At 75.0% G+C, this 26,670-nt stretch carries 6 protein-coding genes; 2 read left to right on the top strand and 4 right to left on the bottom strand.

Features of this window, described 5'->3' with window-relative positions:
- The first annotated feature begins 202 nt into the window (after positions 1–202).
- Both ACLQ22_RS30260 and ACLQ22_RS30255 read left to right on the top strand, forming a co-directional pair.
- Positions 203–1,414 carry a cytochrome P450 gene (locus ACLQ22_RS30260; protein WP_425695313.1) on the top strand — a complete coding sequence of 404 codons (1,212 nt, stop codon included), beginning with the start codon at positions 203–205 and terminating at the stop codon, positions 1,412–1,414.
- A 56-nt stretch (positions 1,415–1,470) separates the two neighbouring features.
- Positions 1,471–14,508 (top strand): SDR family NAD(P)-dependent oxidoreductase, encoded by a 13,038-nt coding sequence (locus tag ACLQ22_RS30255; RefSeq protein WP_425695312.1) that lies wholly within the window; start codon positions 1,471–1,473, stop codon positions 14,506–14,508.
- A 239-nt stretch (positions 14,509–14,747) separates the two neighbouring features.
- On the opposite strand, the gene ACLQ22_RS30250 is transcribed toward ACLQ22_RS30255, so the two are convergent.
- The 4 genes from ACLQ22_RS30250 to ACLQ22_RS30235 all read right to left on the bottom strand — a co-directional run bounded on the left by ACLQ22_RS30250 (position 14,748) and on the right by ACLQ22_RS30235 (position 26,643).
- Positions 14,748–14,993 carry a ferredoxin gene (locus tag ACLQ22_RS30250; protein WP_425695311.1) on the bottom strand — a complete coding sequence of 82 codons (246 nt, stop codon included), beginning with the start codon at positions 14,991–14,993 and terminating at the stop codon, positions 14,748–14,750.
- A gap of 87 nt (positions 14,994–15,080) precedes the next feature.
- Positions 15,081–15,902, bottom strand: coding sequence for an FG-GAP-like repeat-containing protein (locus ACLQ22_RS30245; protein WP_425695310.1), 822 nt, complete (start codon positions 15,900–15,902; stop codon positions 15,081–15,083).
- A 228-nt stretch (positions 15,903–16,130) separates the two neighbouring features.
- Complete coding sequence (locus tag ACLQ22_RS30240) at positions 16,131–17,327, bottom strand: alpha-hydroxy acid oxidase (protein ID WP_425695309.1); 1,197 nt, start codon at positions 17,325–17,327, stop codon at positions 16,131–16,133.
- A gap of 58 nt (positions 17,328–17,385) precedes the next feature.
- Complete coding sequence (locus ACLQ22_RS30235) at positions 17,386–26,643, bottom strand: type I polyketide synthase (RefSeq protein WP_425695308.1); 9,258 nt, start codon at positions 26,641–26,643, stop codon at positions 17,386–17,388.
- Positions 26,644–26,670 lie beyond the last annotated feature (27 nt).

The raw sequence follows: 26,670 nt of genomic DNA, 5'->3' as shown, positions 1-26,670 counted from the left end.
AACAACGCATCCTCGAACACGACGCCAAAATCCAAATCCCCGCACTGACCCACTGACCCACCCCCACACCAGCCACGATCGCTTCCACGATTACCCGAGCGTGGACCAGTTACGGGCAACATCAGGGGCGCGCGCGGTCCGTGACGCCTGGCGCACCAGAGGCCGACGGCGACTCCTGCTCAGCGACCACAGCGAGGACGACATGGCGAACAAGTGCCCGGCGCACGGGCATCAGATGCTGATGGACGACGACTACTTCGCGAGCCCGTACGCGGCGTACGAGCTATACGCGTCACTGCACGAGAAGGGCGCCGTCCACCGGACCTGCCTCGACGACCACGGCCCCGTGTGGCTGGTGACCGGCCACGCCGAGGTCTACTCCGCGCTGCGCGACAGGCGCCTCGCGCGGCCCCGCGAGTACAGCAACGGCGACTTCACCAGCAAGCGCTTCCCGGAGGGCGAGGCGACCGGGACGATCGTCACCCTCGACCCGCCGGAGCACACGCGGCTCAAGAAGATGATCAACTTTACCTTCCTCCCCCGCAACCTGGAGACCTTCCGCCCCCGGGTCCACCAGCTGGTCGAGGCCCGGCTGGACGCGATCGAGGCGGCGGGCGGCGGCGACCTGGTCGAGGACTACGCGGCCATCCTGCCGATCACGATCGTCTGCGACGTGCTCGGCATCCGCGAGGAGTACCGCAAGGACCTGAAGCACTGGGCGGACCTGGTGTTCAGCGGCGACAACGACACCAACGCGATGGTCCGCACGAAGATGTCGCACTTCATGAACATGGTCCGCGAGGAGAAGACGAAGGAGCCCGGCGAGGACCTCTTCTCGTACTGGATCCACGCCAAGAACGCCGACGGCGAGCCCGAACTCAACGTCTACCAGGTGATGGCCCTGGCCCTGCTGACGATGCTGGGCGGGTACGACACCACCGCGGGCATGATCGGCCGGGGCGCGCTGGCGCTGCTGGACAGCCCGGAGACGCTGGAGCGGCTCCGCAAGGACCCGGACCTGTTCGACGTGGCCGTCGAGGAGCTGCTGCGCAAGCACGGCTCCGTGCACCACGGCTTCCGCCGCTTCGCCACCGAGGACCTGGAGATCGACGGCACGAAGATCGCCAAGGGCGAGACGGTGCTGCTGCACCTGACGGCGGCGGGCAACGACCCGAAGCGGTTCCCCGATCCGCAGGTGCTCGACATCGACCGCGAGGACAAGGGACACGTGGCGTTCGGCGGCGGCCCCCACTTCTGCTCGGGTTCGGAGCTGGCCCGGATGGAGACGACCATCGCGTTGCGTCAGCTGTTCACCCGTTTCCCGAACATCAAGCTCGCCGCACCCCGGGAGTCGCTGAAGGTCCGGCGTACGCCGCTGGTGCCCGCACTGGTCTCCCTCCCGGTCACGGTCTGAGCGCTCTCCTTCCCGGCCCGCATCGCAACTCCTGTCCGACAAGAGGTTGTTGAACCATGCCGCGTACCGATCTGCTCCGTCCCCTGCCCGAACTGCTCCGGACCAACGCCGAACGGTCCGGCACCCGGATCGCGTACGCCGACTCAGGGCGGAGCGTGACCCACGCGGAGCTGGCGGAACGGACAGCGCGGCTCGCCGGCCACCTCGCCGATCTCGGCGTGTGGCCGGCGGACCGCGTCGTCGTCCTGCTCGACGGCGTCGCGGCGGTGGAGGGCGTCCTCGCGGTCGTCCGGGCCGGCGGCATCGCCGTGCCGCTGGACCCGGCCCTGGACGACGCCGAGCTGGCCCGGCTGGTCGAGGACGCGGGCGCCGACGCGGTGGTCACCGACGCGGCCAACGCGGCGCGGGTGGCCGTGTCGGTCCTCGTCGTCGACGGCGCGTACGACGGCGAGGCGCACTCGTTCGAGGAGCTGGCGACGACCGACCCGTCGTCGCCGCCCCAGGACGACGCCGGCCTCGACGACCTGGCGTTCCTCACCTACACCGCGGGGACGACCGGCCCCCGCAAGGGTGTGCTGTCCACGCAGCGCAACGCGCTGTGGCCCGCCGCCGCGGCGGCGTACGTGGCCGGACTCGGCTGCACCGCGGACGACCGGGTGCTGTGGATGCCGCCCGTGCACGCCTGGTTCGGGCAGCTGCTCGCCGCCACCGCGGCGGGGGCGTCGGTACGGCTCGCGGGCGGCCTCTCCCCCGACGAGCTGCGGGCCGCGCTCGCCGCGCAGGGCAGCACCGTGCTGGTGGGCACCGGCCCGACGCACCGGGCCCTGCTGGACGCGCCGGGCCCGGCCCCGGAGGGCGTACGGATCGCGCTGGCCCTCGGCCCGGTGGACGCGACGCTGCGCCGGCCCTTCGAGGCGGCGTTCGCCGCGCCGCTGCTCACCGGATACGTGACCACCGAGACGTCCGGCCTGATCGCGGTGAGCTGGCCGGACGGCGACGCCGAACGGCGCTGCCTGCCCCTGCCGGGGTCGAGCCTGCGGGTGGTCGACCCCGCATCGGGCGCCGACCTGGGCCCCGGCCAGGAGGGTGAGGTCTGGGTCAGCGGCCCGAACGTGATGGCCGGCGGCTACCACGACCGCGCCGCCGAGACGGCCGAGGCGCTGCGCGGGGGCTGGTACCGCACGGGCGACCTGGCCCGCCGCGACGACTCCGGGCACCTCGCGATCACCGGCCGGTTGGCCGACGTGGCCGAGGTCGGCGGCGAGCGGGTCCGGCTGGACCGCACCGACACCGTGCTGCGGACCGTGCCCGGGGTGCGCGACGCGGCGACCCGGGCCTCCTCGGACGGGCCGGTGGCGTACGTGGTCGGGTCCGACGTGGATGCCGACCGCCTGCTGGCGACGTGCCGCGCGGAGCTGTCCGCGGCGGCCGTGCCGGTCGAGACGTACCTGGTGCGGGAGATCCCGCGCACCGCCATGGGCAGCCCCGCGCGCCACCGGCTGCCCGGGCTGCCCGGCCGCCTGCTCCGCGTGGCCGCGTCGCGGCACGACGCGTTGCACGCGCTCCACTGGGAGCCGGCGCCGACCGCCGATCACCCGGAGCAGGCCGGCACGGACGCCGCCGCGACCCGGCCGACCTGGTCGGTGGCGGGCCCGCCCGAACTCACCGCCGGCCTCGCCGGCGACGGACCCGCCGTCGACACCTACGCCGACCCCGCCGCGCTGGCCGAGCTGCTGACCCGGGTGCTCGACGAGGACCGGCCGGCGGATTCCCGGCTGGTCGTGCTGACCCGTGGCGCCGTCCACGGCGACGACGCCACGGATCCCCGGCGGGCCGTCGCGTGGGCGGTGGCGCGGGCCCACCAGCTGCGCCACCCCGACCGGCTCGTGCTGGTGGACGCCGACGAGGTCAGCACGGACGTGCTGCGCGCCGCCGTGGCCTCCGGCGAGGACGTGCTCGCCGTACGCGCGGGCGAACTGCTCCTGCCGAGGTACGCGGCCGTCCCCACCCGGGCCGGCGGCGCACCGCAGCGGGGCACGGTCGCGCTCGTCGCCCGCTCGTACGACGCGGCGCTCGCCCGCCACCTCGTGGCGGCCCACGACGTCCGCGACCTGGTCCTGGTGGGACCCGACGACGTTCCCGCCGACGCGGCGGCCGAACTGGCGGCGTACGGCGCCGAGGCGGCCGTGCACCCGGGCGTGCCGTTCGACCGGGAGTCGCTGGCGGCCGTGCTCGGCGACCGGCCGCTCACCGCCGTCGTGGCAGTGGACCTCACGACCGAGGAACTGCTGGCGCTGCACGAGGCGACGCCCGCGCCCGCCGCGACCGCGCTCGTGCTGCTCACCGGCGGCCAGGACGCCGCCGCCACCGCCGTCGCCGACGCGCTGGTGCGGCACCGCCGCGCGCGCGACCTGCCCGGCGTCTCCGTGGCCTGGGCCGCTCCCGGCTTCGCCGAACTGCCCGTGGCACGCCGCACCGCCCTGCTCGACGCCGCGCTGGCCGCGGGCGAGCCCTGCGTGGTCGCCGCGCGTCCCGTGGCGCCCGCCGAGGTCGACCCCGAGGGCACCCGGGCCGCCCTCACCGAGCGGCTGCTGGCCGTGCCGGAGCCCGACCGCCTCGGCCTGCTGCGCGACGTCGTACGGGCCGCCACGCGCGAGGTCCTGCGCGACCAGGCGCCCCCGACGATCGAGGGCGAGACGCCGTTCCGCCAGCTCGGCTTCGACTCCCTCACCGCCGTACAGCTGCGGGGCCGGCTCTGCGCCACGACCGGCCTGAACCTGCCGGCGAGCCTGGTCTTCGACTACCCGACCCCCGACATCGTCGCCGGCCACCTGCTGGACGCCCTGGGCCTCGGCGCGGTCGAGCAGGAAGCGACAGTCGCCGAAACCCACGACGACGACGAACCCATCGCGATCGTCGGCATGGCCTGCCGCTATCCCGGCGGCGTCACCTCCCCCGACGACCTCTGGCGGATCGTCGAGGGCGGGGTGGACGCCATCGGCGAGTTCCCCACCAACCGCGGCTGGGACCTCGCCGCGCTCTTCGCGGGCGACGGGCCGGGCACGTGCAGCGCGACCGCCGGCGGCTTCCTGTACGACGCCGACGAGTTCGACGCGGAGTTCTTCGGTATCAGCCCCCGCGAGGCGCTGGCGATGGACCCGCAGCAGCGGGTGCTGATGGAGACCGCGTGGGAGGCGCTGGAGCACGCCGGCATCCCGCCGAACTCGCTGCGCGGCAGCGACACCGCCGTCTTCACGGGCCTGCACGTGCAGGACTACGGCCGGGCCGGGCACAGCGAGGAGGACGGGGTCGACGGCTTCCTCATCACCGGCACCCACGGCAGCGTGGCGTCCGGCCGGATCGCGTACGCCCTGGGCCTGGAGGGCCAGGCGATGACCGTCGACACCGCCTGCTCGGCGTCGCTGGTCGCCCTGCACCTGGCCGTCCGGGCGCTGCGCTCCGGCGAGTGCGCGATGGCCCTGGCGGGCGGGGTGACGGTGATGTCCGGCACGGACACCTTCACCGAGTTCTCCCGGCAGAAGGGCCTCTCCCCCGACGGGCGGTGCAAGGCGTTCTCCGACGACGCCGACGGCACCGGCTGGGGCGAGGGCGCCGGCGTACTGGTGGTCGAGCGGCTCTCCGACGCGCGCCGCAACGGCCACCGCGTGCTCGCGGTGGTACGCGGCTCCGCCGTCAACCAGGATGGCGCCTCCAACGGCCTCACCGCCCCGAACGGCCCCTCGCAGCAGCGCGTCATCCGGGCCGCGCTGGCCAACGCCGGCCTCACCGCCGACGAGGTCGACGCCGTCGAGGCACACGGCACCGGCACCACCCTCGGCGACCCCATCGAGGCCCAGGCCATCCTCGCCACCTACGGCCAGGACCGCGAACGCCCCCTCTGGCTCGGCTCACTCAAGTCCAACATCGGGCACACGCAGGCCGCCGCCGGCGTCGGCGGCGTCATCAAGATGATCCTCGCCCTGCGCAACGGGCTGCTGCCGCGCACCCTGCACGTCTCGGAGCCGAGCCGCAAGGTGGACTGGTCGGCCGGGGCGGTGTCGCTGCTGACCGAGCCGGTCGCGTGGCCCGCCGGCGACCGTCCGCGCCGCGCCGCCGTCTCGTCCTTTGGCATGAGCGGCACGAACGCGCACGTGATCATCGAGGAGCCGCCCGCCGCCGATCCGGAGGCCGCCGCCACCCCGGACGCCGCCGCCCCGGACGCCACTGCCACCGCCGCCGCCCCGGACGCCACGCCGTCGGTGGTGCCGTGGCTGCTGTCGGCGCGCTCCGAGCAGGCGCTGCGGGAGCAGGCCCACCGCCTGCACGAGCACCTGACCGCCCGCCCCGACCTGGCGGTCGCCGACGTCGGCCGCTCCCTCGCCACCACCCGGGTCGCCTTCGGCCACCGGGCCGCCGTCACCGGCGCCACCCGGCAGGACATGCTCGACTCCCTCGCCGCCCTCGCCGCCGGCGGGAGTGCGCCCGACGTGCTGACCGGCACCGCCGGCTCCGGCGGGCTGGCGTTCCTGTTCACCGGTACGGGCGCCCAGTACCTCGGCATGGGCACCGAACTCGCCGCCGCGTACCCCGTCTTCGCGAACGCGTTCGACGAGGCCTGCGCCGAGCTGGACCGGCACCTGGACCGGCCGGTACGCGAGATCATCCGCAGCGACGACCTGCACCGGTTCGCGTACACGCAGCCCGCCCTGTTCGCCTTCGAGGTCGCCCTCCACCGGCTCGTCGAGTCGTGGGGCATCCGCCCCGACTTCGTGGCCGGACACTCCCTCGGCGAGCTCTCCGCCGCGTACGTCGCCGGGGTCTGGTCGCTCGCCGACGCCGCGAAGCTCGTCGCCGCGCGCGCCACCCTCATGGCGGCCCTGCCCCTGGGCGGCGCGATGGTCGCCGTGCAGGCCACCGAGGAGCAGGTCACCGGCTACCTGAGCGACCAGGTCGGCATCGCCGCCATCAACACCCCCACCGACCTGGTCATCTCCGGCGACGAGGCCGCGACGCTCGCCGCCGCCGAGCAGCTCGCCGCGCTCGGCCACAAGACCAAGCGGCTGCCGATCCCGCTGGGCGCGCACTCCCACCTGATGGACCCGATGCTCGACGCCTACCGCGCCGTCGCCGAGTCCATCACCCACCACGAACCCCGCATCGGCCTGATCTCCACCGTCGACGGACGGCCCCTGCGCTCCACCCCCGAGCACTGGGTCGACCAGGTCCGCCGGGCCGTCCGCTTCCGCGACGCCGTCCAGCGGCTCACCACCGAGCACCACGTCGACACCTTCCTGGAGATCGGCCCCGACACCGTCCTGGCCACCACCACCGGCGACGCCACCGGCATCGCCACCATGCGTCGGGGACACCCCGAGACCCACACCCTCGCCAGGGCCGTCGGACACCTCTTCACCACCGGCACCGCCCCCGACGCCGACCGCTACTTCACCGGCGCCCGGACCGTCGAGCTGCCGACGTACCCGTTCCAGCGGAGGTCGTACTGGCTGCGGCCCTCGGGCGGCGGCGACGTGGCCGCGGCGGGCCTCACCGCGGCGCGCCACCCGCTGCTCGGCGCGGTGCTGGGCGTCGTCGACACCGACCGGCTCGTGCTCACGGGACGGCTCTCCCTGCGCGAGCAGCCCTGGCTCACCGACCACGCCGTCCTCGACACCGTCCTGCTGCCCGGTACGGCGTTCCTGGAACTGGCCGCGCACGCCGCCGAGCACACCGGCAGCGGCACGATCGAGGAACTCACCCTCCAGGCCCCGCTGACGCTGACCGAGCAGCAGCGGGTCAACATCCAGGTGTGGGTCGGCCGACCCGACGAGCAGGGCCGCCGCGAGTTCGGCGTGTACTCCCAGCCGGCCGGGCACACGCCGGGCGCGGAGTGGACGAGCCACGCGTCGGGCATGCTGGCCGACGCGCCGACGCCGGCCCCGGCCGTGGAGGAGTGGCCGCCGCCCGGCGCGGAGCCCGTCGACATCGGCGACTTCTACGGCTGGCTGCTGGCGCGTGGCTTCTGCTACGGCCCCGCCTTCCAGGGCGTGCAGGAGGTGTGGCGGCGCGGCGACGAACTGTTCGCCCGGGCCACCCTGCGCGCCGAGGACGAGCCGGCCGCCGTGCGCTACGGCGTGCACCCGGCGCTGCTCGACGCCGCCATGCACCCGCTCGTGCTGCACGTCGACGGCGGCGGGGACCCGGCGGGCCGGGCGTGGCTGCCGTTCTCCTGGCGCGGGGTGCGGGTGCACCGCCGGGGGGCCTCGGCGGTGCGGGTCCGGCTGACCCCGGCCGGCGAGAACACCCTGCGGGTGAGCACCACCGACGACGAGGGCAACCCGGTGCTGAGCGCCGACGCGGTCGCGGTGCGCCCCGTCACGACGAGCGGACTGACCGGCGCGAGCGGCCCCAGCGCGGCCCTCTACCACACGGAATGGGTGCCGGTGACCGCCCCGACGGGCACCGGCACGCCCGACGTCGAGGTGTTCCGCGTCGAGGCGGGCGACACCGCCGACGCCGTACGGCGGTCCTTGCACCTCACCCTGGCGAGGGTCCAGGAGGCGGCGGCCGGCACCGGACGGCTGGCCGTGGTCACCCGCCGCGGGGATCTCGCGGGGGCCTCCGCCTGGGGTCTGGTCCGCTCCGCCCAGACCGAGCACCCGGACCGCTTCGTCCTCGTCGAGACCGACGGCACCGACAGGTCGGAGCGCGCCCTCGCCGCCGCGATCGCCACCGGGGAGCCGCAGCTCGCCGTCCGCGACGGGGCGCTGACCGTGCCGCGGCTCGCGCGGCACCCCTCCGCCGCCCCCGAGGGCGCGCTCTTCGACCCGGCCGGCACGGTCCTGATCACCGGTGGCACCGGTACGCTCGGCGCCGCGCTCGCCCGCCACCTGGTCACCCGGCACGGCGCGGAACACCTGCTCCTCGTCTCGCGGCGCGGCGCGGACGCGCCCGGCGCCGCCGAGCTGACCGAGGAGCTGGCCGCCCTCGGCGCCACCACGGTCGACGTCGTCGCGTGCGACACCGCCGACCGCGAGGCGCTGGAAACACTGCTCGCCGGGCTCGCCCGGCCGCTGGCGGGCGTGGTCCACACCGCGGGCGTGCTCGACGACGGCATCCTGGAGTCGCTCACGCCCGAACGCCTGGACGCCGTCCTGCGGCCCAAGATGGACGCCGCACTCCACCTGCACGAGCTGGCCGGCGACGTGGAGCTGTTCGTGCTCTACTCCTCGGTCGCGAGCGTCATCGGCACCGCCGGGCAGGCGAACTACGCGGCGGCGAACGCGTTCCTCGACGGCCTGGCCGCACAGCGGCGGGCCGAGGGCCGCTCGGCGACCTCGCTGTCCTGGGGCCTGTGGGCGCAGGCCAGCGCCATGACCGGCCAGCTCGGCGAGACCGACCTGGCCCGCATCGCGCGCGGCGGTCTCCTGCCGCACAGCGTCGAGGAAGGGCACGCGCTGTTCGACGCCGCGTGCCGCTCGGACGAGGCGCACCTGGTGCCCGTCACCATCGACGTCGCCGCGGTGCGCGCCGCGACGCACGCCGCGCCGCCGCTGCACGGCCTGGCCCGGGTGCCGCGCCGGCGACAGGCCGCGACCCGGCCGGGCGCCACCGCGCTGGCCCGCGAGCTGGCCGGGCGCAGCGAAGAGGAGCAGCGCGGGCTGCTGCTCGACATCGTGCGTACGCAGGTCGCCACCGTCCTCGCCCAGCCGGACGTGGACGCGGTCTCCGTGGCCGAACCGTTCCGTCAGCTCGGCTTCGACTCGCTGATGGCCGTCGAGTTGCGCAACCGGCTCAACACCGCGACGGGGCTGCGCCTGCCCGCGACGTTGACCTTCGACTACCCCACCCCGGAGGTCCTCGTCGAGTACCTGCGCGGCGAGCTGGGCGGCCGCGAGGACGAGCCGCAGCGCGCCGTGGCGGCGGTCGCCGCCCGTCCCACCGACGAGCCCATCGCGATCGTCGGCATGGCCTGCCGCTACCCCGGCGGCGTCACCTCGCCGGACGAGCTGTGGCGAATGTTGGTTGACGGCCGCGAGGGCATCACCGGCTTCCCGACCGACCGTGGCTGGCAGCTGGACACCCTGTTCGACCCAGACCCGGACACCCCCGGCACCAGCTACGTCGACCGGGGCGGATTCCTGCTCGACGCGGCCGGGTTCGACGCGGAGTTCTTCGGCATCAGCCCCCGCGAGGCGCTGGCGATGGACCCGCAGCAGCGGGTGTTCCTGGAAACCTGCTCGGCGGCGCTGGAGAACGCCGGCCTGCGACCGGACACGCTGCGCGGCTCACCCACCGGTGTCTTCGCCGGCCTCATGACGCACGACTACGCCGCCCGGTCGGGCGCCGTACCCGACGAGGTCGAAGGGTTCTGGGGCACCGGAACCGCCGGCAGCGTCGCCTCGGGCCGGGTGGCGTACACGTTCGGGCTGGAGGGGCCCGCGGTCACCGTCGACACCGCCTGCTCGTCGTCGCTGGTCGCCCTGCACCTCGCCGTGCAGGCGCTGCGCTCCGGCGAGTGCTCCCTCGCGCTCACCGGCGGCGTGACCGTCATGTCCACGCCCGGCCTCTACGTCGAGTTCTCCAAGCAGCGGGGCCTCGCCCGCGACGGCCGGTGCAAGTCGTTCGCCGCCGCAGCCGACGGCACCGGCTGGGCGGAGGGCGTCGGCGTACTGGTGGTCGAGCGGCTCTCCGACGCGCGCCGCAACGGCCACCGCGTGCTCGCAGTGGTACGCGGCTCCGCCGTCAACCAGGACGGCGCCTCCAACGGCCTCACCGCCCCCAACGGCCCCTCGCAGCAGCGCGTCATCCGCGCCGCACTCGCCAACGCCGGCCTCACCCCCGACCAGGTCGACGCCGTCGAGGCACACGGCACCGGCACCACCCTCGGCGACCCCATCGAGGCCCAGGCCATCCTCGCCACCTACGGCCAGGACCGCGGACGCCCCCTCTGGCTCGGCTCACTCAAGTCCAACATCGGCCACGCCCAGGCCGCCGCCGGCGTCGGCGGCGTCATCAAGATGATCCTCGCCCTGCGCAACGGGCTGCTGCCGCGCACCCTGCACGTCGACGAGCCGTCCCCGAAGGTCGACTGGTCGGCGGGCTCCGTCGCGCTGCTGACCGAGCCCGCCGAGTGGCAGCCGAACGGCCACCCGCGCCGCGCCGGGGTCTCCTCGTTCGGCGTCAGCGGCACGAACGCGCACGTGATCATCGAGGAGCCGCCCGCCGAACCGGACGGCGCAGACGCCGGCACGCCGCCGGCGCTGCCGTGGCTGCTGTCCGCCCGCTCGGAGCAGGCCCTGCGGGAGCAGGCCCGCCGCCTGCACGACCACCTCGCGACCCGGCCCGAACTGCCGGACGCCGACGTCGCCCGATCCCTGGCCGCCCGGGTCCGGTTCACGCAGCGGGCCGCCGTCGTCGGGACCGACCGGCGGGAACTCCTCGACGGCCTCGCCGCGCTGGCCGCCGGCCGGGAGGCCGCCAACCTGGTCACCGGCACCCCCGGGGCCGGCAGGCTCGCGTTCCTGTTCACGGGGCAGGGGGCGCAGCGGTTGGGCATGGGCGCCGAACTCGCCGCCGCGTACCCCGTCTTCGCCGCCGCGTTCGACGAGGTGTGCGCCGTCCTGGACAAGCACCTCGACCGGCCCCTACGCGAGGTCATCGACACCGACGAGCTGCACCAGACCGGCTACACCCAACCCGCCCTGTTCGCCTTCGAAACCGCCCTCTACCGACTCCTCGAATCCTGGGGCATCCGCCCCGACCACCTCGCCGGACACTCCATCGGCGAACTCACCGCCGCCCACATCGCCGGCATCCTCGACCTCACCGACGCCGCCACCCTCGTCACCGCCCGCGCCCGCCTCATGCAGAACCTCCCCACCGGCGGCGCCATGATCGCCGTACAGGCCACCGAAGACCAGGTCGCGCCCCACCTCACCGACGGCGTCGGCATCGCCGCCATCAACACCGCCACCGACCTCGTCCTCTCCGGCGACGAAACCGCCACCCTCACCACCGCCGAAACACTCGCCGCACAAGGCCACCGAACCAAACGCCTCACCGTCTCCCACGCCTTCCACTCCCACCTGATGGAACCCATGCTCGACGACTACCGTGCCGTCGCCGCGTCCATCACCCACCACCAACCCACCATCCCCGTCATCTCCACCGTCACCGGCCGACCCCTCACCCCCACCCCCGACTACTGGGTCGACCAGGTCCGCCACACCGTCCGCTTCCACGACGCCATCACCACCCTCACCACCACCTGCAACGTCGACACCCTCCTCGAGATCGGCCCCGACACCGTCCTCGCCACCGCCGCCGCCACCGGCGACACCACCGCCATCGCCACCACCCGCCGCGGACAACCCGAAACCGCGACCCTCGTCAAGGCCGTCGGGCAGCTCTTCACCGCCGGAGCCGGCCCCGACGCCGGCGCGTACCTGGCGGGCGCCCGCGAGGTGGAGCTGCCGACGTATCCGTTCCAGCACCAGCGGTACTGGCTGGTCCCCGACGACTCCCCCGCCGACGCCGGCGGACTCGGCCTCGGGGCGGCGGACCACCCACTGCTCGGCGCGGTGCTGGGACTCGCCGATTCGGAGCGGAGCGTGCTCACCGGCCGGCTGTCCCTGCGCGAGCAGCCCTGGCTCGCCGACCACGCCGTCCTGGGCACCGTCCTGCTGCCGGGCGCCGCGTTCGTCGAACTCGCGCGGCGGGCCGCCGAGCACGTCGACCTCGACCTCATCGAGGAGCTGACCCTGCACGCGCCGCTGGTGCTGCCGCCGGACGGCGCGGTACGGATCCAGGTGGAGGTCGGGGAACCCGACGAGGCCGGCCGCCGGCCGCTGCGGGTGCACTCCCGACGCGAGGACGCACCCGACGGCGAGCCGTGGACGCAGCACGCGAGCGGCCTGCTCGACGCCGCCACGGAGCCCGACACCGGCTGGGCCGGTGAGTGGCCACCCGCCGACGCCGTCCCCGCCCCGGTCGAGGACCTGTACGACCGCATCGCCGACCTCGGCATCGACTACGGCCCCGCGTTTCGGGGACTGGTGGCAGCCTGGCGCCGCGGCGACGAACTGCTCGCGGAGGTCGCGCTCCCCGCCGACGCGCCCACGGGCCGCTTCGGACTGCACCCGGCGCTGCTGGACGCGGCCCTGCACCCGATCTCCCTGGCCACCGGGACCGACGGTCCGCTGCGCCTGCCGTTCAGCTGGCACGGCGTACGGGTGCTGGCCACCGGGGCGACGGCGCTGCGGGTACGGATCACGCCCACCGCTCAGGACGCGTACGCCCTGGCCCTCGCCGACGGCACCGGGATGCCGGTGGCCACGGTCGAGTCCCTGGTCGCGCGCCCGGTGACGATCGAGCAGCTGCGCTCCACCGCCGGCCCGGACGGGCTGCACCGGTTGGAGTGGCTGCCGGTCCCCACGCCCGTGACCCCCGCCGACGCCTTCGACGTGTTCCCGGTCGGCACCGGCACGGACGCCAAGGCGGTGCGGGCCGCCGTGCACGACGCGCTCGCGGCGGTCCAGGAGTGGCTGCCCGGCGACCGTTCCCCGCTGGTGTTCGTGTCCCGGGGCGCGACCGACGGCACGAACCCGGCGGGGGCGGCGGTCTGGGGCCTGGTCCGCTCCGCGCAGACCGAGCACCCCGACCGCTTCGTCCTCGTCGACACCGACGACCCGGCCCTCGTCGGCGCGGCCGTCGCGACCGGCGAACCGCAGGTGGCCGTCCGCGACGGGGTGTCGACCGTGCCGAGGCTCGCGACGTTCGCGGCCGCCTCGGACCGCCGCCTGTTCGACCCGGCGGGCACCGTGCTCGTCACCGGCGGCACCGGAGCACTGGGCGCCGCGCTGGCCCGCCACCTGGTCACCGCGCACGGTGCGCGGCACCTCGTGCTGACCTCCCGCCGGGGACCGGCCGCGCCGGGCGCCGCGGAGCTGACGGCCGAGCTGGAGTCGCTGGGCGCCAGGATCACGGTCGCCGCCTGCGACGCCGCGGACCGGGCCGCGCTGGCGGAACTCCTGGCGTCCCAGCCCGACCTGGTCGGCGTCGTGCACGCCGCGGGCGTGCTGGACGACGGGACGATCGAGTCGCTCACGCCGGAACGGGTGGACACGGTCCTGCGGGCCAAGGTCGACGCCGCGCTCAACCTGCACGAGCTGGCCGGCGACGTCGAGCTGTTCGTGCTCTTCTCCTCGGCGACCGGGGTGCTCGGCACGGCCGGCCAGGCGAACTACGCGGCGGCGAACGCCTACCTGGACGCGCTCGCCGCGCACCGCCGGGCCGCCGGCCTCCCGGCGACGTCGCTGGCCTGGGGCCTGTGGCGCAGCGGTGGCGCGATGACCGGTGGGCTGACCGAGACCGACCTCGCCCGCATCGGGCGCACCGGCGTGCTGGCGCACACCGTCGAGGAGGGGCTCGCGCTGTTCGACGCGGCCTGCCGGACCGACGAGCCGTGCCTGGTCCCGATCAGGCTGGACGTGGGCGCCCTGCGCACGAGCACGACGGCGCCGCCACCGCTGCGCTCCTTCACCCGCCCCCGGCACGCCTCCTCGGCCGGCAGCGCGGTGCCGCTGTCCCGCCGGCTCGCCGGGCTCACCGAGCCGGAACAGCGCGAGGTGCTGCTGACCCTGGTACGCACGAACGTGGCCGCGGTGCTGGCCCACGAGTCGGTGGAGACCATCGCGGCGGACCAGGCGTTCAAGCAGCTGGGCTTCGACTCGCTGACGGCGGTGGAGCTGCGCAACCGGCTCAACCAGGCCACCGGCCTGCGGATGCCGGCGACGCTGACGTTCGACCACCCCACGCCCACGGCGCTCGTCGAGCACCTGATCGAGGAGTTGGGCGGCAACCAGGAGAAGCTGCGGTTGCGCACCCTGGTCGACGGCATCGCCAGGCTGGAGGCGACGCTGGACGAGCTGGAGACGGCGGACGCGGCGGAGACGGACATCGCCACCGCCCTGCAACGGCTCCTGACGAAGTGGCGCGACAAGTCCAACCCGGCGCCGGCCGAGAGCGCCGACCTCGCCTCCGTCACCGCGGACGACCTGTTCGACATCCTCGACAACGAACTGGACAAGATCTGAACCGACGGGGCGGCGCCGGCAGGCGCCGCCCCGTCCGTCAGCGCAGCTCGCCCGGTCGATCGAGCTGACCCGGGGCCGCCCCCTGCTGGCCGGCGGCGGCAAGGACCTGACCGGCGAGGAGAAGGCCACGGTGACCCGCCCGGACCCGGCCGCGGCCGGAAACGGAAAAGGCCGCCCACGGCGGCCTGGGGGTGGGCGTCGGCCCGCCGGGCGTGGTCACACCCGGCGGGCCCCCGCCGTCATCGCTTCGGGGCGATCAGCGTCCCGTCCTGCGCGTCGAGCACCGAGATGGCCTCCACCGGGCAGAACTCAGCGGCCTCGACCACCGGATCGGACGGCGCCACCACGTCGGCCAGCGGCCGGGAGACGGGGTCCATCGCGAAGTGGTCCGGCGCGCTGCCCACGCAGAAACCCGAGCTGATGCAGCGTTTCGATTCCACCACCAACCGCCACCCGGCCTGGTCGCCGGCCTCGTTCGCGCTCACCACTGCCCCTCTCGTCGTACGTCCACCGTGCCGGGTCGCGGGACCGCGCGTGGCGGCCCGCCCGGTTGCGGCGCGAGCTGACCCACGTCAGCTCACCACCGAGTACTTCTGCCAGCCGGTCGCGACGACCTCCGGCTCGGACAGCGTCGCGAACGGCCGGTCCGGGTCGAACTTGCCGTTGTGCAGGTGGACGACGAGCGTGCCGTCGGCGCGCAGACCCAGCAGGTCCGGACGGCCGTCCAGGTCGATGTCGGTCACCGTGATGATCTCGTACTCCTGCCAGCCCCGGCCGAGCGTGAACCAACGGCCCTCGCCCCGCCACCACGGACCCTCGCCGGAGGTGTCGTGCGCGAACTCGTACAGGTCCAGGTCGCCGTTCGCCCGCCGGACCAGCAGGTCGGGCCGGCCGGTGCCGGTGAGGTCGGCCATCGCCAGCGGGAAGTCCTCGACGTCGACGGTCACCAGGCGGTGCGCGGTGCGGTCGTACGTCTCGTTCTGCTTGACCTGCCGCTGGTTGAAGAACGCGTCCACGTGGCCGGCGTTCTGCTCGCGGCCGAACATGTCGTCGCAGCCGTCCAGGTCGACGTCCGCGATGCCCAGGGTCTCCCACTTCTTGTCGTCGCGGGCGCCGGAGATGCGGATCGGCTCACCGAGGGTGTCGAGACCGTTCAGCCCGCCCTTGTTCGGGTAGAGGAAGATCCCGTGCGTCTCGTTCATGTGCGTCATGCTCACGCCGATGACGTCGGCGTAGCCGTTGCCGTTGACGTCGATGGGACGGACCAGCCCGTGGTTCCGCTCCGGGTGGAAACCGGTGCTGATCAGCACCGGCTCGTCGAAGGTCTCGCCACCACGGAAGCTGCCGCTGTGCGGAAAGACCAGCAGTTCGCCCGTGACGTCGTCACGGACCATGATGTCCATCCTCCCGTTCCCGTTGAACGAACGGCAGTGACCATTCCCGCCCATGCGTGCCACAAATAACCTCCACGTACGCCCCGAAATACGACAGTCCGATCATTACGAAGGGCTCCGGGAGGGGTAACCCCTACCGACACCCCTCACCACCCGTGAAGAGACCGCCACGAACGGCCACCATCCGCCCTTCGCGGCGGTCCATCCGGGAACCGAGAACCGCGGGAATCAGCGGAACCTGACGTGCGAACGGTTCAGCTCGCCCACCGAGGAGACCCCGAGCAGCTTCATGGTGACCTCGATCTCCCGGCTCAGGATCTCCATGGCCCGTACGACGCCACGCCGGCCGCCGGCCATCAGCCCGTACTGGTAGGCCCGGCCGACCACGGCGGCGGTGGCGCCCAGCGCGATCGCGGCGACGATGTCCGCGCCCGAGGTGATGCCGGTGTCGACGAGCACCTCGACCCGGTCGCCGACCTCGTCGACCACGTGCGGCAGCAGTTCGACGGGCACCGGGGCCCGGTCGAGCTTGCGTCCGCCGTGCGTGGAGAGCCACACCCCGTCGACCCCGACGTCCGCGACCCGCTTGGCGTCGGCGACGCTCTGCACGCCCTTGGCGACGAGCTTGCCCGACCAGGCGCCGCGCAGCCACTCGACGTCGTCGATGGACAGTCGCGGGTTGAACACCCTCTTGATCATGTCGGAGGCGGACCCGCCGGTCGCCTTGAGCACCTGCGGGGACGGGGTGCCGGCCCGCCACTGCCGCATCCACCAGCCCGGGTGCAGGAACGCCTCGGCGATGGTGCCGATGCTCATCGACGGCGGGATGGTGAGCCCGTTGCGGATGTCGCGGCGGCGCGGCACGGAGATCGGCGTGTCCAGCGTCAGCAGGATGGTGTCGAACTTCGCCTCCTCGGCGAGCGCGATCAACTCCTTGACCATCGCCCGGTCCTCGGCGAAGTACAGCTGGAACCAGTGCCGGCCCTCCGGCGCGGCGGCGGCGACGTCCGCCAGCGACGTGGTGGCGAGCGTGGAGACGGAGTACGGCACGCCGAACTGCTGCGCGACCGAGGCGACCGCCGGCTCGCCCTCGGCGTGCATCACCCGGTTGAACCCGACGGGCGCCAGGGCGAACGGCAGCTTCTGCCGCTTGCCGAGCACCGTCCGGCTGGTGTCCAGGTTGGACACGTCGCGCAGCACCGACGGCTGGAACTCGATGTTGGCGAACGTCTCCCGCGCGCGGTCGAGGCTGCGCTCGCTGTCCGCCGCCCCGTCGCAGTAGTCGAACACCATCCGGGGCACGGCCCTGCGGGCGGTGGCGCGCAGGTCGGCGATGCCCGCCGCGCGCAGCAGCCGGCGTTCGGTCGGGTTCCACGCCACCTTGGGCGGCTTGATCAGGCTGCTCATCCGAGCGGACTTGCTCATGTGGGCTTCCTTCTGTGAGGGGGGTGAGGAAGGGGCCGCGCCACGTCGTGGGGGTCGGCTACGCGACGAGGGCCCGCTGGGCGAGCAGTTCCTCGACCACCTCGGCAGGCGTCGGGTGGTCGTAGACGAGCGCGGCCGTCAGCTCCAGCCCGGTGAGGGCCTCCAGCCGGCGCCGCAGCTCCACGGCCGTGAGCGAGGAGAAACCGATGTCGAGGAACTCCTGGTTCTCGTCGACCGTGGCGGCCGACGGCAGACCGAGCGTGTACGCGGTCTGGGCCCGCACCACGTGGGACAGCACCGCGCGGGTCTCGGCCTCGTCGGCGCCGTCGAGCAGCCGGCGCAACGCGTCGGGGCTGTCGGCGTCGAGCGTGTCCTCGGCGGCCTCGGTGATGTGGCGCATCGCGTCCGGCAGGTCCCGCAGCAGCGGGCTCGGCCGGTACCGGGTGTAGTCGGGCACGAACGAGGGCCAGTCCACGGCGGCGGCGACCCGGCCGACCGCGCCCGCGCCCACCGCCGCGCCGAACTGCTCGACGGTGAGGTCCGGACCGACCGCGATCGACACCACCCCGTCGCGCTGCTGGGCGATCGCGTCGAACACGGCCGCCGTCTCGGCGGCGCCGGCGACGCCGAACATCTCGTCGACCGTGTGCACGAGCACGAGCCGCTCGGCGCGGGCGGCGAGGGCGGTCGCGACCGGGTCGTCGGCGTCGCTGGTGACGACCACCGTGTCGGCGGCCCCCGTGGTGACCGTCGCGCCCGCCGCCTCCAGCAGGGCGGCGATCCGGTCCGCCAGCGGCCCGCCGTGCAGCGCGACCGGGCCCGCCGGCCGCCACGGCTCACCGGTCGGCGCGGGGGCCGCGACGAGCCGGCGGGCGAAGACGCCCGCCGAGCGCAGCGCCACCTGGTCCTCGCCGGCACCCCGGGTGAGCACCCGGCACAGGGCGGTCAGCGTCCGGTCGTCGAGCGTCTCGGGCAGGTCGACGACCCCGCCCCAGGCCCGGGGCGTGGCGAGGGCGGTCGAGCGGCCGAAGCCGTACGCCGCCGCCCCGTGCGGGTCGGCGATCCGCTCGGTGGGGGTGACCGCGACCGCGCCCCGGGTCAGGCACCACACGGGAGCCTCGACGCGGGCCTCGTCGAGGGCCCGCAGCAGCCCGGCCGGGGTGGGGCCGGCGGAGGTGGTCAGCAGCCCCGCGGCCACGTGCTCCGGCGTCAGGTCGAGCAGCTCGTCCGCCGTGCCGTCGCGGTACACGCGCACGTCGGCGCCGTGCCGGGTCATCGCCTCGGCGATCCGTTCGGCGTCCGCCGGCACCAGCCACACGCCTCGCAGCGCGGCCACCGGCAGCTCCGTGACCGGGGACCAGCGCAGCTGGTAGCCGGGCGCGGGCCCGCGTCGCCACGACGCCAGCGCCACCGCGACGTCCTTCAGGGTCGCGGAGTCGTCCAGGCCCAGCAGCGCGCCCAGGTCGTCGCGGTCGACGGCGGCCCAGAAGTCGTCGCCCGGCGCGGCGACGGCGGGCGCGTCCGGCCACAGGCGGGTGCGCTGGAAGGCGTACGTGGGCAGGTCGACCGGGCGCGCGCCGGCGAAGAAGGCCGGCCAGTCGACGGGTACGCCGCGGTTGTGCAGGCGGGCGAGCGCCTCGGTCGCCACCAGTTGCCCGTCCCGGTCGGCGCGCTGCGCGGGCACGAACTCGGCCTCCGCCACGCACTCCCGGCCGAGCGCGGTGAGCACCGCGTCCGGGCCCAGTTCGAGGAAGGTGCGTACGCCGCGTGCCGCCAGCGCCTCGACCGCCGCGGCGAACCGCACGGTCGCCCGCACCTGACGCACCCAGTACTCCGGGGTCAGCTCGGCGGGCTCGCCGGTGACCGTGGAGAGCACAGGGATCGTCGGTGGGTGGTGGGTGACGGACCCGGCCACCGCGCGGAACTCGTCGAGCATGGGTTCCATCAGCGGCGAGTGGAACGCGTGCGACACGGTGAGCCGTCTGGTCTTGCGACCGCCGCCGGCCAGTTCCTCGGCGACCGCCAGGGTGGCGGTCTCCTCGCCGGAGAGCACGACCGAGGTGGGGCCGTTGACGGCGGCGACCGCCACGGCGTCGGAGAGCAGCGGCGCGACCTCGTCCTCCGTGGCGCGTACGGCCACCATCGCGCCGCCGGCGGGCAGCGCCTGCATCAGCCGGCCGCGGGCGGCCACCAGCCGGGCGGCGTCCGGCAGGGTGAGGACCCCCGCCACGTGTGCCGCCGCCAGCTCACCGATCGAGTGCCCCGCCACGAAGTCCGGCCGCACCCCCCACGACTCGAACAACCGGAACAGCGCCACCTCCACCGCGAACAACGCCGGCTGCGCCCACCCCGTCAGGTGCACCTCCTCGGTGCCCAACACCTCCCGCAACGGCCGCTCCAGGTGCTCGTCCAACGCACCACACACCTCGTCGAACGCCGCCGCGAACACCGGGAAGCCCATCAGCTCCCCCGCCATCCCGACCCGCTGCGCCCCCTGACCGGTGAAGAGCACGGCGGTCGCCCCGGCGGTGTCGGCGACCCCGCCGACCACCCCGGGGGCGTTCTCGCCACGGGCCAGCGCGGACAGTCCGGCGCGCAGCTCGGCCAGGTCCCGGCCGAGCACGGCCGCCCGGTGCCGCAGGGCGGTACGGGTGGTGGCGAGCGAGAATCCGGCGTCCACGGCGGACGCCTCGTCGGTGAGGTGGGCGGCGAGCCGGGCCGCCTGGTCCCGCAACGCGGCCTGGTCCCGGCCGGACACCACCAGGGGCACCACCGGCACCTGGGCCGTCGAGTCCACCACCACCGGCTCGGGCGCCTGTTCGATGATCGCGTGCGCGTTGGTGCCGGAGATGCCGAACGAGGAGACGCCGGCGCGGCGCGGGCGTCCCGTCTCCGGCCAGGGCACCGCCCCGGTCAGCAGCCGGACCGCCCCGTCGGCCCAGTCCACGTGCGGCGACGGGGCGTCGACGTGCAGCGTCGGCGGCAGCACGCCGTGCCGGATCGCCTCCACCATCTTGATCACCCCGGCGACGCCGGCGGCGGCCTGGGTGTGCCCGATGTTCGACTTGATCGAGCCGACCCAGAGCGGGTGCTCGCCCCGGTCGCGGCCGTACGTCGCGATGAGCGACCGGGCCTCGATCGGGTCGCCCAGGGTGGTGCCGGTGCCGTGCGCCTCGACGGCGTCCACGTCGGCCGGTCGCAGCCCCGCGTCGGCGAGCGCCTGGTTGACCAGGCGCTGCTGCGACGGCCCGTTCGGCGCGGTCATGCCGTTGCTCGCGCCGTCCTGGTTGACCGCGGTGCTGCGCACGACGGCGAGCACCGGGTGGCCGTTACGGCGCGCGTCGGAGAGCTTCTCGAGCACCAGCACCCCGACGCCCTCACCCCAGCCGGTGCCGTCGGCGCCGGCGGCGAAGGACTTGCACCGGCCGTCCGGGGCGAGGGCCCGCTGGCGGCTGAAGTCGATGAACGCGTTGGGCGTCGCGAGCACGGTCACGCCACCGGCGAGGGCGAGCGCGCACTCGCCCCGGCGCAGCGACTGGGCGGCCAGGTGCAGGGTGACCAGCGACGACGAGCACGCCGTGTCGACGGTGACCGCCGGCCCCTCCAGCCCCAGCGCGTACGACACCCGGCCGGAGACCACGCCGCCGGCGACGCCGGTGCCGATGAAGCCGTCGAGCTCGGGCGGCAGGTGCTGAAGGTGCGCGCTGTAGTCGTGGTACATCAGGCCGGCGAACACCCCGGTACGGCTGCCGCGCAGGCTGCTGGGATCGATGCCGGCCCGCTCGACGGCCTCCCACGAGGTCTCCAGGAACAGCCGCTGCTGCGGGTCCATGGCCAGGGCCTCGCGGCGGGAGATGCCGAAGAACTCGGCGTCGAACCAGGCCGCGTCGTACAGGAAGGCGCCCTCCCCGCAGTAGGTGCGGCCGGGCTTGTCCGGATCCGGGTCGACGAGGTTGTCGATGTCCCAGCCGCGGTCGGTCGGGAAGCCGGCCACCGCGTCGACGCCCCCCGCGACCAGGTCCCACAGCTTCTCCGGCGAGCTGGCGCCGCCGGGGAACCGGCAGCCCATGCCGACGATCGCGATGGGGTCGTCGGTGCCGTCGGACGTGGCCACGACCACGGCGGCGGCCGACCCGCCGGCGAAGAGTTCCGCGTCCAGGTGCTCGGCCAGCACCGTCGGGTTCGGGTAGTCGAAGACCAGCGTGACGGGCAGCCGCAGGCCGACGACCGCGTTGAGGCGGTTGCGGAACTCGACGGCGGTGAGCGAGTCGAAGCCCAGCTCCTTGAACGCCTTCGTCGCGCCGACCGCCTCGGCGCCGCCGTGCCCGAGCACGACCGCGACCTGCGTACGGACGATGTCGACCAGCTCCTTGCGCCGCTCGGCCGGGCCGCGACCGGCAAGGGACGCGACCAGGTCGGAGGCCGCCGCGGCGTCGGCGGAGACCTGGCGTCGCGCCGGGGTGCGGACCAGGCCGCGCAGCACCGGGGGCAGCACGCCGCCGGTCGCCTGCTCCCGCAGGGCGGCGAGGTCCAGGTGGATCGGCACGAGGGCCGGCTCGGGCGCGGAGAGCGCCTCGTCGAGGAGCGCGAGCCCGTCCTCGGTGGAGAGCGGCCGCACGCCGGAGCGCCGCATCCGGGCGAGGTCGGCGTCGTCGAGGGCGCCGGTGAGGCCGGTGCGCTGCTCCCACATGCCCCACGCCAGCGACACCGCGGGCAGGCCCCGGGCGCGCCGGTGGGCGGCGAACGCGTCGACGAACGCGTTGGCCGCCGCGTAGTTGCCCTGCCCGGGGCCGCCGAGGACGCCCGCGGCCGAGGAGAACACGACGAAGGCGCTCAGGTCGCCGGCCAGCTCGTGCAGGTTGACGAGCGCGTCGACCTTGGGGCGCAGCGCGGTCGCGACCCGCTCGGGGGTGAGCGACGGGATCATCCCGTCGTCCAGGACGCCGGCCGTGTGCACGACCGCCGTGGGCGGATGCTCCGCGACGAGCGCGGCCAACGCCTCGCGGTCGGCGGCGTCGCAGGCGGCGACCGTCACGTCGACGCCCTGGGCGGTCAGCTCCTCGTGCAGCGTCGCCAGGTCCTCGGTCATGCCACGGCGGCCGGCGAGCACGAGCCGACGTACGCCGTGCCGCGCGACAAGGTGCCGGGCGACGAGACGACCGAGCGTGCCCGACGCCCCCGTGACGAGGACGGTGCCGGTGATCTCCGGCGGCGTGCCCGGCTGCCCGGACGCCTTCGCGAGGCGGGGCACGAGGACCTCGGTGCCGCGCAGGGCGAGCTGCGGCTCGCCCGAGCGCAGCGCGGGCACGAGGTTCGGCGCCCACTGCCCGCCGGCGACGTCGACGAGCACGATCCGGCCGGGGTTCTCGGACTGGGCCGAGCGCAGCAGGCCCCACACGGCGGCGAGCGCGGGCTCGGTGGCGTCGGTGGCCCCTTCGGTCAGGACGGCCAGACGGGCGGCGGCGAACCGGTCGTCGGCGAGCCACTCCTGGGTGGCGGCGAGGGTGCGCTCCACCGCCCGGTACGTGGCCCCGATGAGGTCGTCGCCGTCCTGGGCGACCGGGAGGACCACGTAGTCGGGGACCTCGGCGATCGCGGCGAGGCTGTCGTACGCGGTGGCGCCGGGCAGCTCGCCGCCCACGACCGCGACCGTGGCTGTGGCCCCGCCGTCGGCCACCGGGACGGGCACCCAGTCGAGCACGTGCATCGCCTGGTGGCGCGGGTTGGTCAGGTCGGCGAGCGCGCTCGCGGGCAGGCGGCGGACGGCCAGCGTGTCGATCGTGGCGACCGGCGCGCCGGCCTGGTCGGCGACGGTCACCGCGACGGCGTTCGGGCCGGCCGGCCGGATGGTGACCCGGAGCCGGGCGGCGCCGGTGGCGTGCAGGGTCACCCCGTGCCAGGCGAACGGCAGCCAGGGCCCGCCCTCGCCGTCGTCCGAGGTGAACACGCCCAGGCCGAGCGGGTGCAGCGCCGCGTCGAGCACCGCGGGGTGCAGGCCGAAGCCGGCGACCTTCGCCCCCTCGGGGGCGGTGACCTCGGCGAACACCTCGTCGCCCCGGCGCCACACCGAGCCGAGGCCGCCGAAGGCGGGGCCGTACGTCACGTCGAGCGCGGCGAACCGGTCGTACAGCTCGGCGGTGTCCAGCGCCTCCGCGCCCTCGGGCGGCCAGACGCCCGCCGGGGCCGCGGCACGGTCGACGGCGCCGGGCGCGCCGGCGCCCAGGGTGCCGGTGGCATGCCGGGTCCACGGGCCGTCGCCGTCGGGCCGCGAGTGCACGGTCAGCCGCCGGGCGCCGTCCGGGCCGGGCTCGCCGACGCGGAGCTGGACCTGCACCGCGCCCCGCTCCGGCACCACCAGGGGCGCTTCGAGCGTCAGCTCCTCGACCTCGGTGGCGCCCACCTCGTCGCCCGCGCGGATCGCCAGCTCGACGAAGGCCGTGCCGGGCAGGAAGATCCGGCCCGCCACCCGGTGGTCGGCGAGCCACGGGTGCGCCGAGGTCGACAGCCGGCCGGTGAGCAGCACCCCGTCCGCGCCGGCGAGCGACACGGTCGCGCCGAGCAGCGGGTGTCCGGTGGAGCCCAGGCCGAGGCCGGTGGCGTCGACCGGGCCGCCCGCGCCGCTGGGCCAGTAGGTCCGGCGCTGGAAGGCGTACGTCGGCAGGGCGACCGGCCGGGCCGGGGCGGTGACCAGCGTGGCCCAGTCCGGCTGCACACCACGGGTGTGCGCCTGACCGAGCGACAGCAGGAACCGGCGCACGCCGCCCTCGTCGCGGCGCAGCGTGCCGACGACCGAGCCGCCGCCCGCCTCGTCGAGCAGGTCCTGCACGGCGGGTACGAGCACCGGGTGCGAGCTGACCTCGACGAAGGAGTCGATGCCGTCGGCGATGACGCCGCGTACGGTCTGCTCGAACTCGACGGTCTGCCGCAGGTTGCGGTACCAGTACTCGGCGACCAGCTCGGCGGTGTCGAGCAGCTCACCGGTGACGGTCGAGTAGAGCGGGACGTCGCTGGTGCGGGGCCGCACGGGGGCGAGGACCCGGAGCAGCTCCTCGCGCATCGACTCGACGTGCGCCGAGTGCGACGCGTAGTCGACGTCGATCCGCCGCGCGCGGACCCCGTCACGCTCGCACTCGGCAAGCAGCTCGTCGAGCGCCTCGGGCGCGCCGGAGACGACCACGGTGGACGGCCCGTTCACGGCGGCGACCGACAGCCCGGGCCGCAGCCGCCGGGCGACCTTGGCGACCGGCTCGGAGACGGACACCATGCCGCCCCGTCCGGCGAGGTCCACGGCGATCAGCTGGCTGCGCCGGGTCACCACCAGGGCGGCGTCGTCCAGGGAGAGCGCGCCGGCCACGCAGGCGGCGGCGATCTCGCCCTGGGAGTGTCCGACGACGGCGGCGGGCTCGACGCCGTGCGAGCGCCACACCGCCGCCAGCGAGACCATCATCGCGAACAGCGCGGGCTGGACGACGTCGACCCGGTCCAGGGAGGCGGCGCCCGGGACGCCGCGCAGCACGTCGAGCAGCGACCAGTCGGTGTGCCGGTCCACGGCGGTGGCGCACTCCGCCATCCGGGCGGCGAAGACGGGTGAGGTCTCCAGCAGCTCGGCGGCCATGCCCAGCCACTGCGAGCCCTGGCCGGGGAAGAGGAAGGCGGTGCGGTCGCCGGCGTCGGCGAGCCCGGTGACGAGGTTGCGGGCGGCGCCGCCGTCCGCGAGGGCGTCGAGCGCGGTGGACAGCTCGTCGCGGTCCCCGACGAGGACGGCGCGGTGCGGGAGGCGGGCGCGGGTGCTGGCGAGCGCGTACGCGACGTCGTGCGCGTCGAGGTCGTCGGTCAGGCGCTCGCGCAGCCGGACCGCCTGGTCGCGCAGCGCCGCCTCGGTCCGGGCCGACAGCACCCACGTGGTGGGGCCCTCGGCCGGCGGGGCGCTCTCCGGGGCCTCGGCGGCCGGTGGCTCCTCGATCAGCACGTGCGCGTTGGTGCCCGAGATGCCGAACGACGAGACGCCCGCGCGCCGCGGGTTGTCGCCCCGTGGCCACCGCACCGGCTCGCTGAGCAGCTGGACCGCGCCCTCGGCCCAGTCCACGTGGTGCGACGGCTTGTCGACGTGCAGGGTGCGGGGCAGCTCCTCGTGCCGCAGCGCCATGACCATCTTGATCATGCCGGCGACGCCGGCGGCGGCCTGGGTGTGCCCGAGGTTCGACTTCACCGAGCCGAGCCAGAGCGGCCGGTCCCGTTCCTGGCCGTAGGTGGCGATGAGCGACTGGGCCTCGATCGGGTCGCCCAGCGTGGTGCCCGTGCCGTGCGCCTCCACCGCGTCCACGTCGGCCGTGGTGAGCCCGGCGTTCGCCAGCGCGGCCCGGATGACCCGCTGCTGCGACGGCCCGTTCGGCGCGGTGAGGCCGTTCGACGCGCCGTCCTGGTTGACGGCCGAGCCGCGCACCACCGCCAGGACGCGGTGCCCGTTGCGGCGCGCGTCCGACAGCTTCTCCAGCACGAGTACGCCGACACCCTCGCCGAACGCCGTGCCGTCCGCCGCCGAGGCGAACGCCTTCACCCGACCGTCCGGGGCGAGCCCCTTCTGGCTGGAGAACTCCACGAACGTGCCGGGGGTGGAGATGACGCAGGTGCCGCCGGCCAGCGCCAGGTCGCAGTCGCCGCTGCGCAGCGCGTGCGCGGCCACGTGCACCGCCACCAGCGACGACGAGCAGGCCGTGTCCACGGTGACGGCGGGGCCCTCCAGCCCCAGCACGTACGACACCCGGCCGGACACGACGCTGCCCGCGACCCCGGTCATCGTGTAGCCGATCAGCGCGTCGACATCGCGCTGCATGGCGTTCAGGTACTCGACGCTGTTCGCGCCGACGAAGACGCCGGTCCGGCTGCCCCGCAGCGAGTGCGGGTCGATCCCGGCGTGCTCGAACGCCTCCCACGAGGTCTCCAGCATCAACCGCTGCTGCGGGTCCATGGCGAGCGCCTCGCGCGGGCTGATGCCGAAGAAGCCCGCGTCGAAGTCGGTCGCGTCCGGGATGAAGCCGCCCCGCCGCACGTAGCTGGTGCCGGTGCCGCCGTCCGGGTCGAACAGCTCGTCCAGGTCCCAGCCCCGGTTGGTGGGGAAGTCGGTGATGCCGTCGCCGCCGGACGACACCAGCTCCCACAGGTCGTCGGCGGAGCGTACGCCGCCGGGGAAGCGGCAGCCGATGCCGACGATGGCGATCGGCTCCCGCTCCGTGGCGGTACGCAGCTTCCGCCGCGTCTCGTGCAGATCGGCCGTCACGCGCCGGAGGTACTCGACAAGCTGCTCTTCGTTCGCCATCAGTAAGCCCTCCTCAGCGCGTGCGGT

Origin of the sequence: Micromonospora sp. DT178, assembly GCF_049841695.1 — a bacterium.
In the GTDB taxonomy this organism is placed as follows: domain Bacteria; phylum Actinomycetota; class Actinomycetes; order Mycobacteriales; family Micromonosporaceae; genus Micromonospora.
This window is presented reverse-complemented; position numbering and strand designations above follow the sequence as displayed.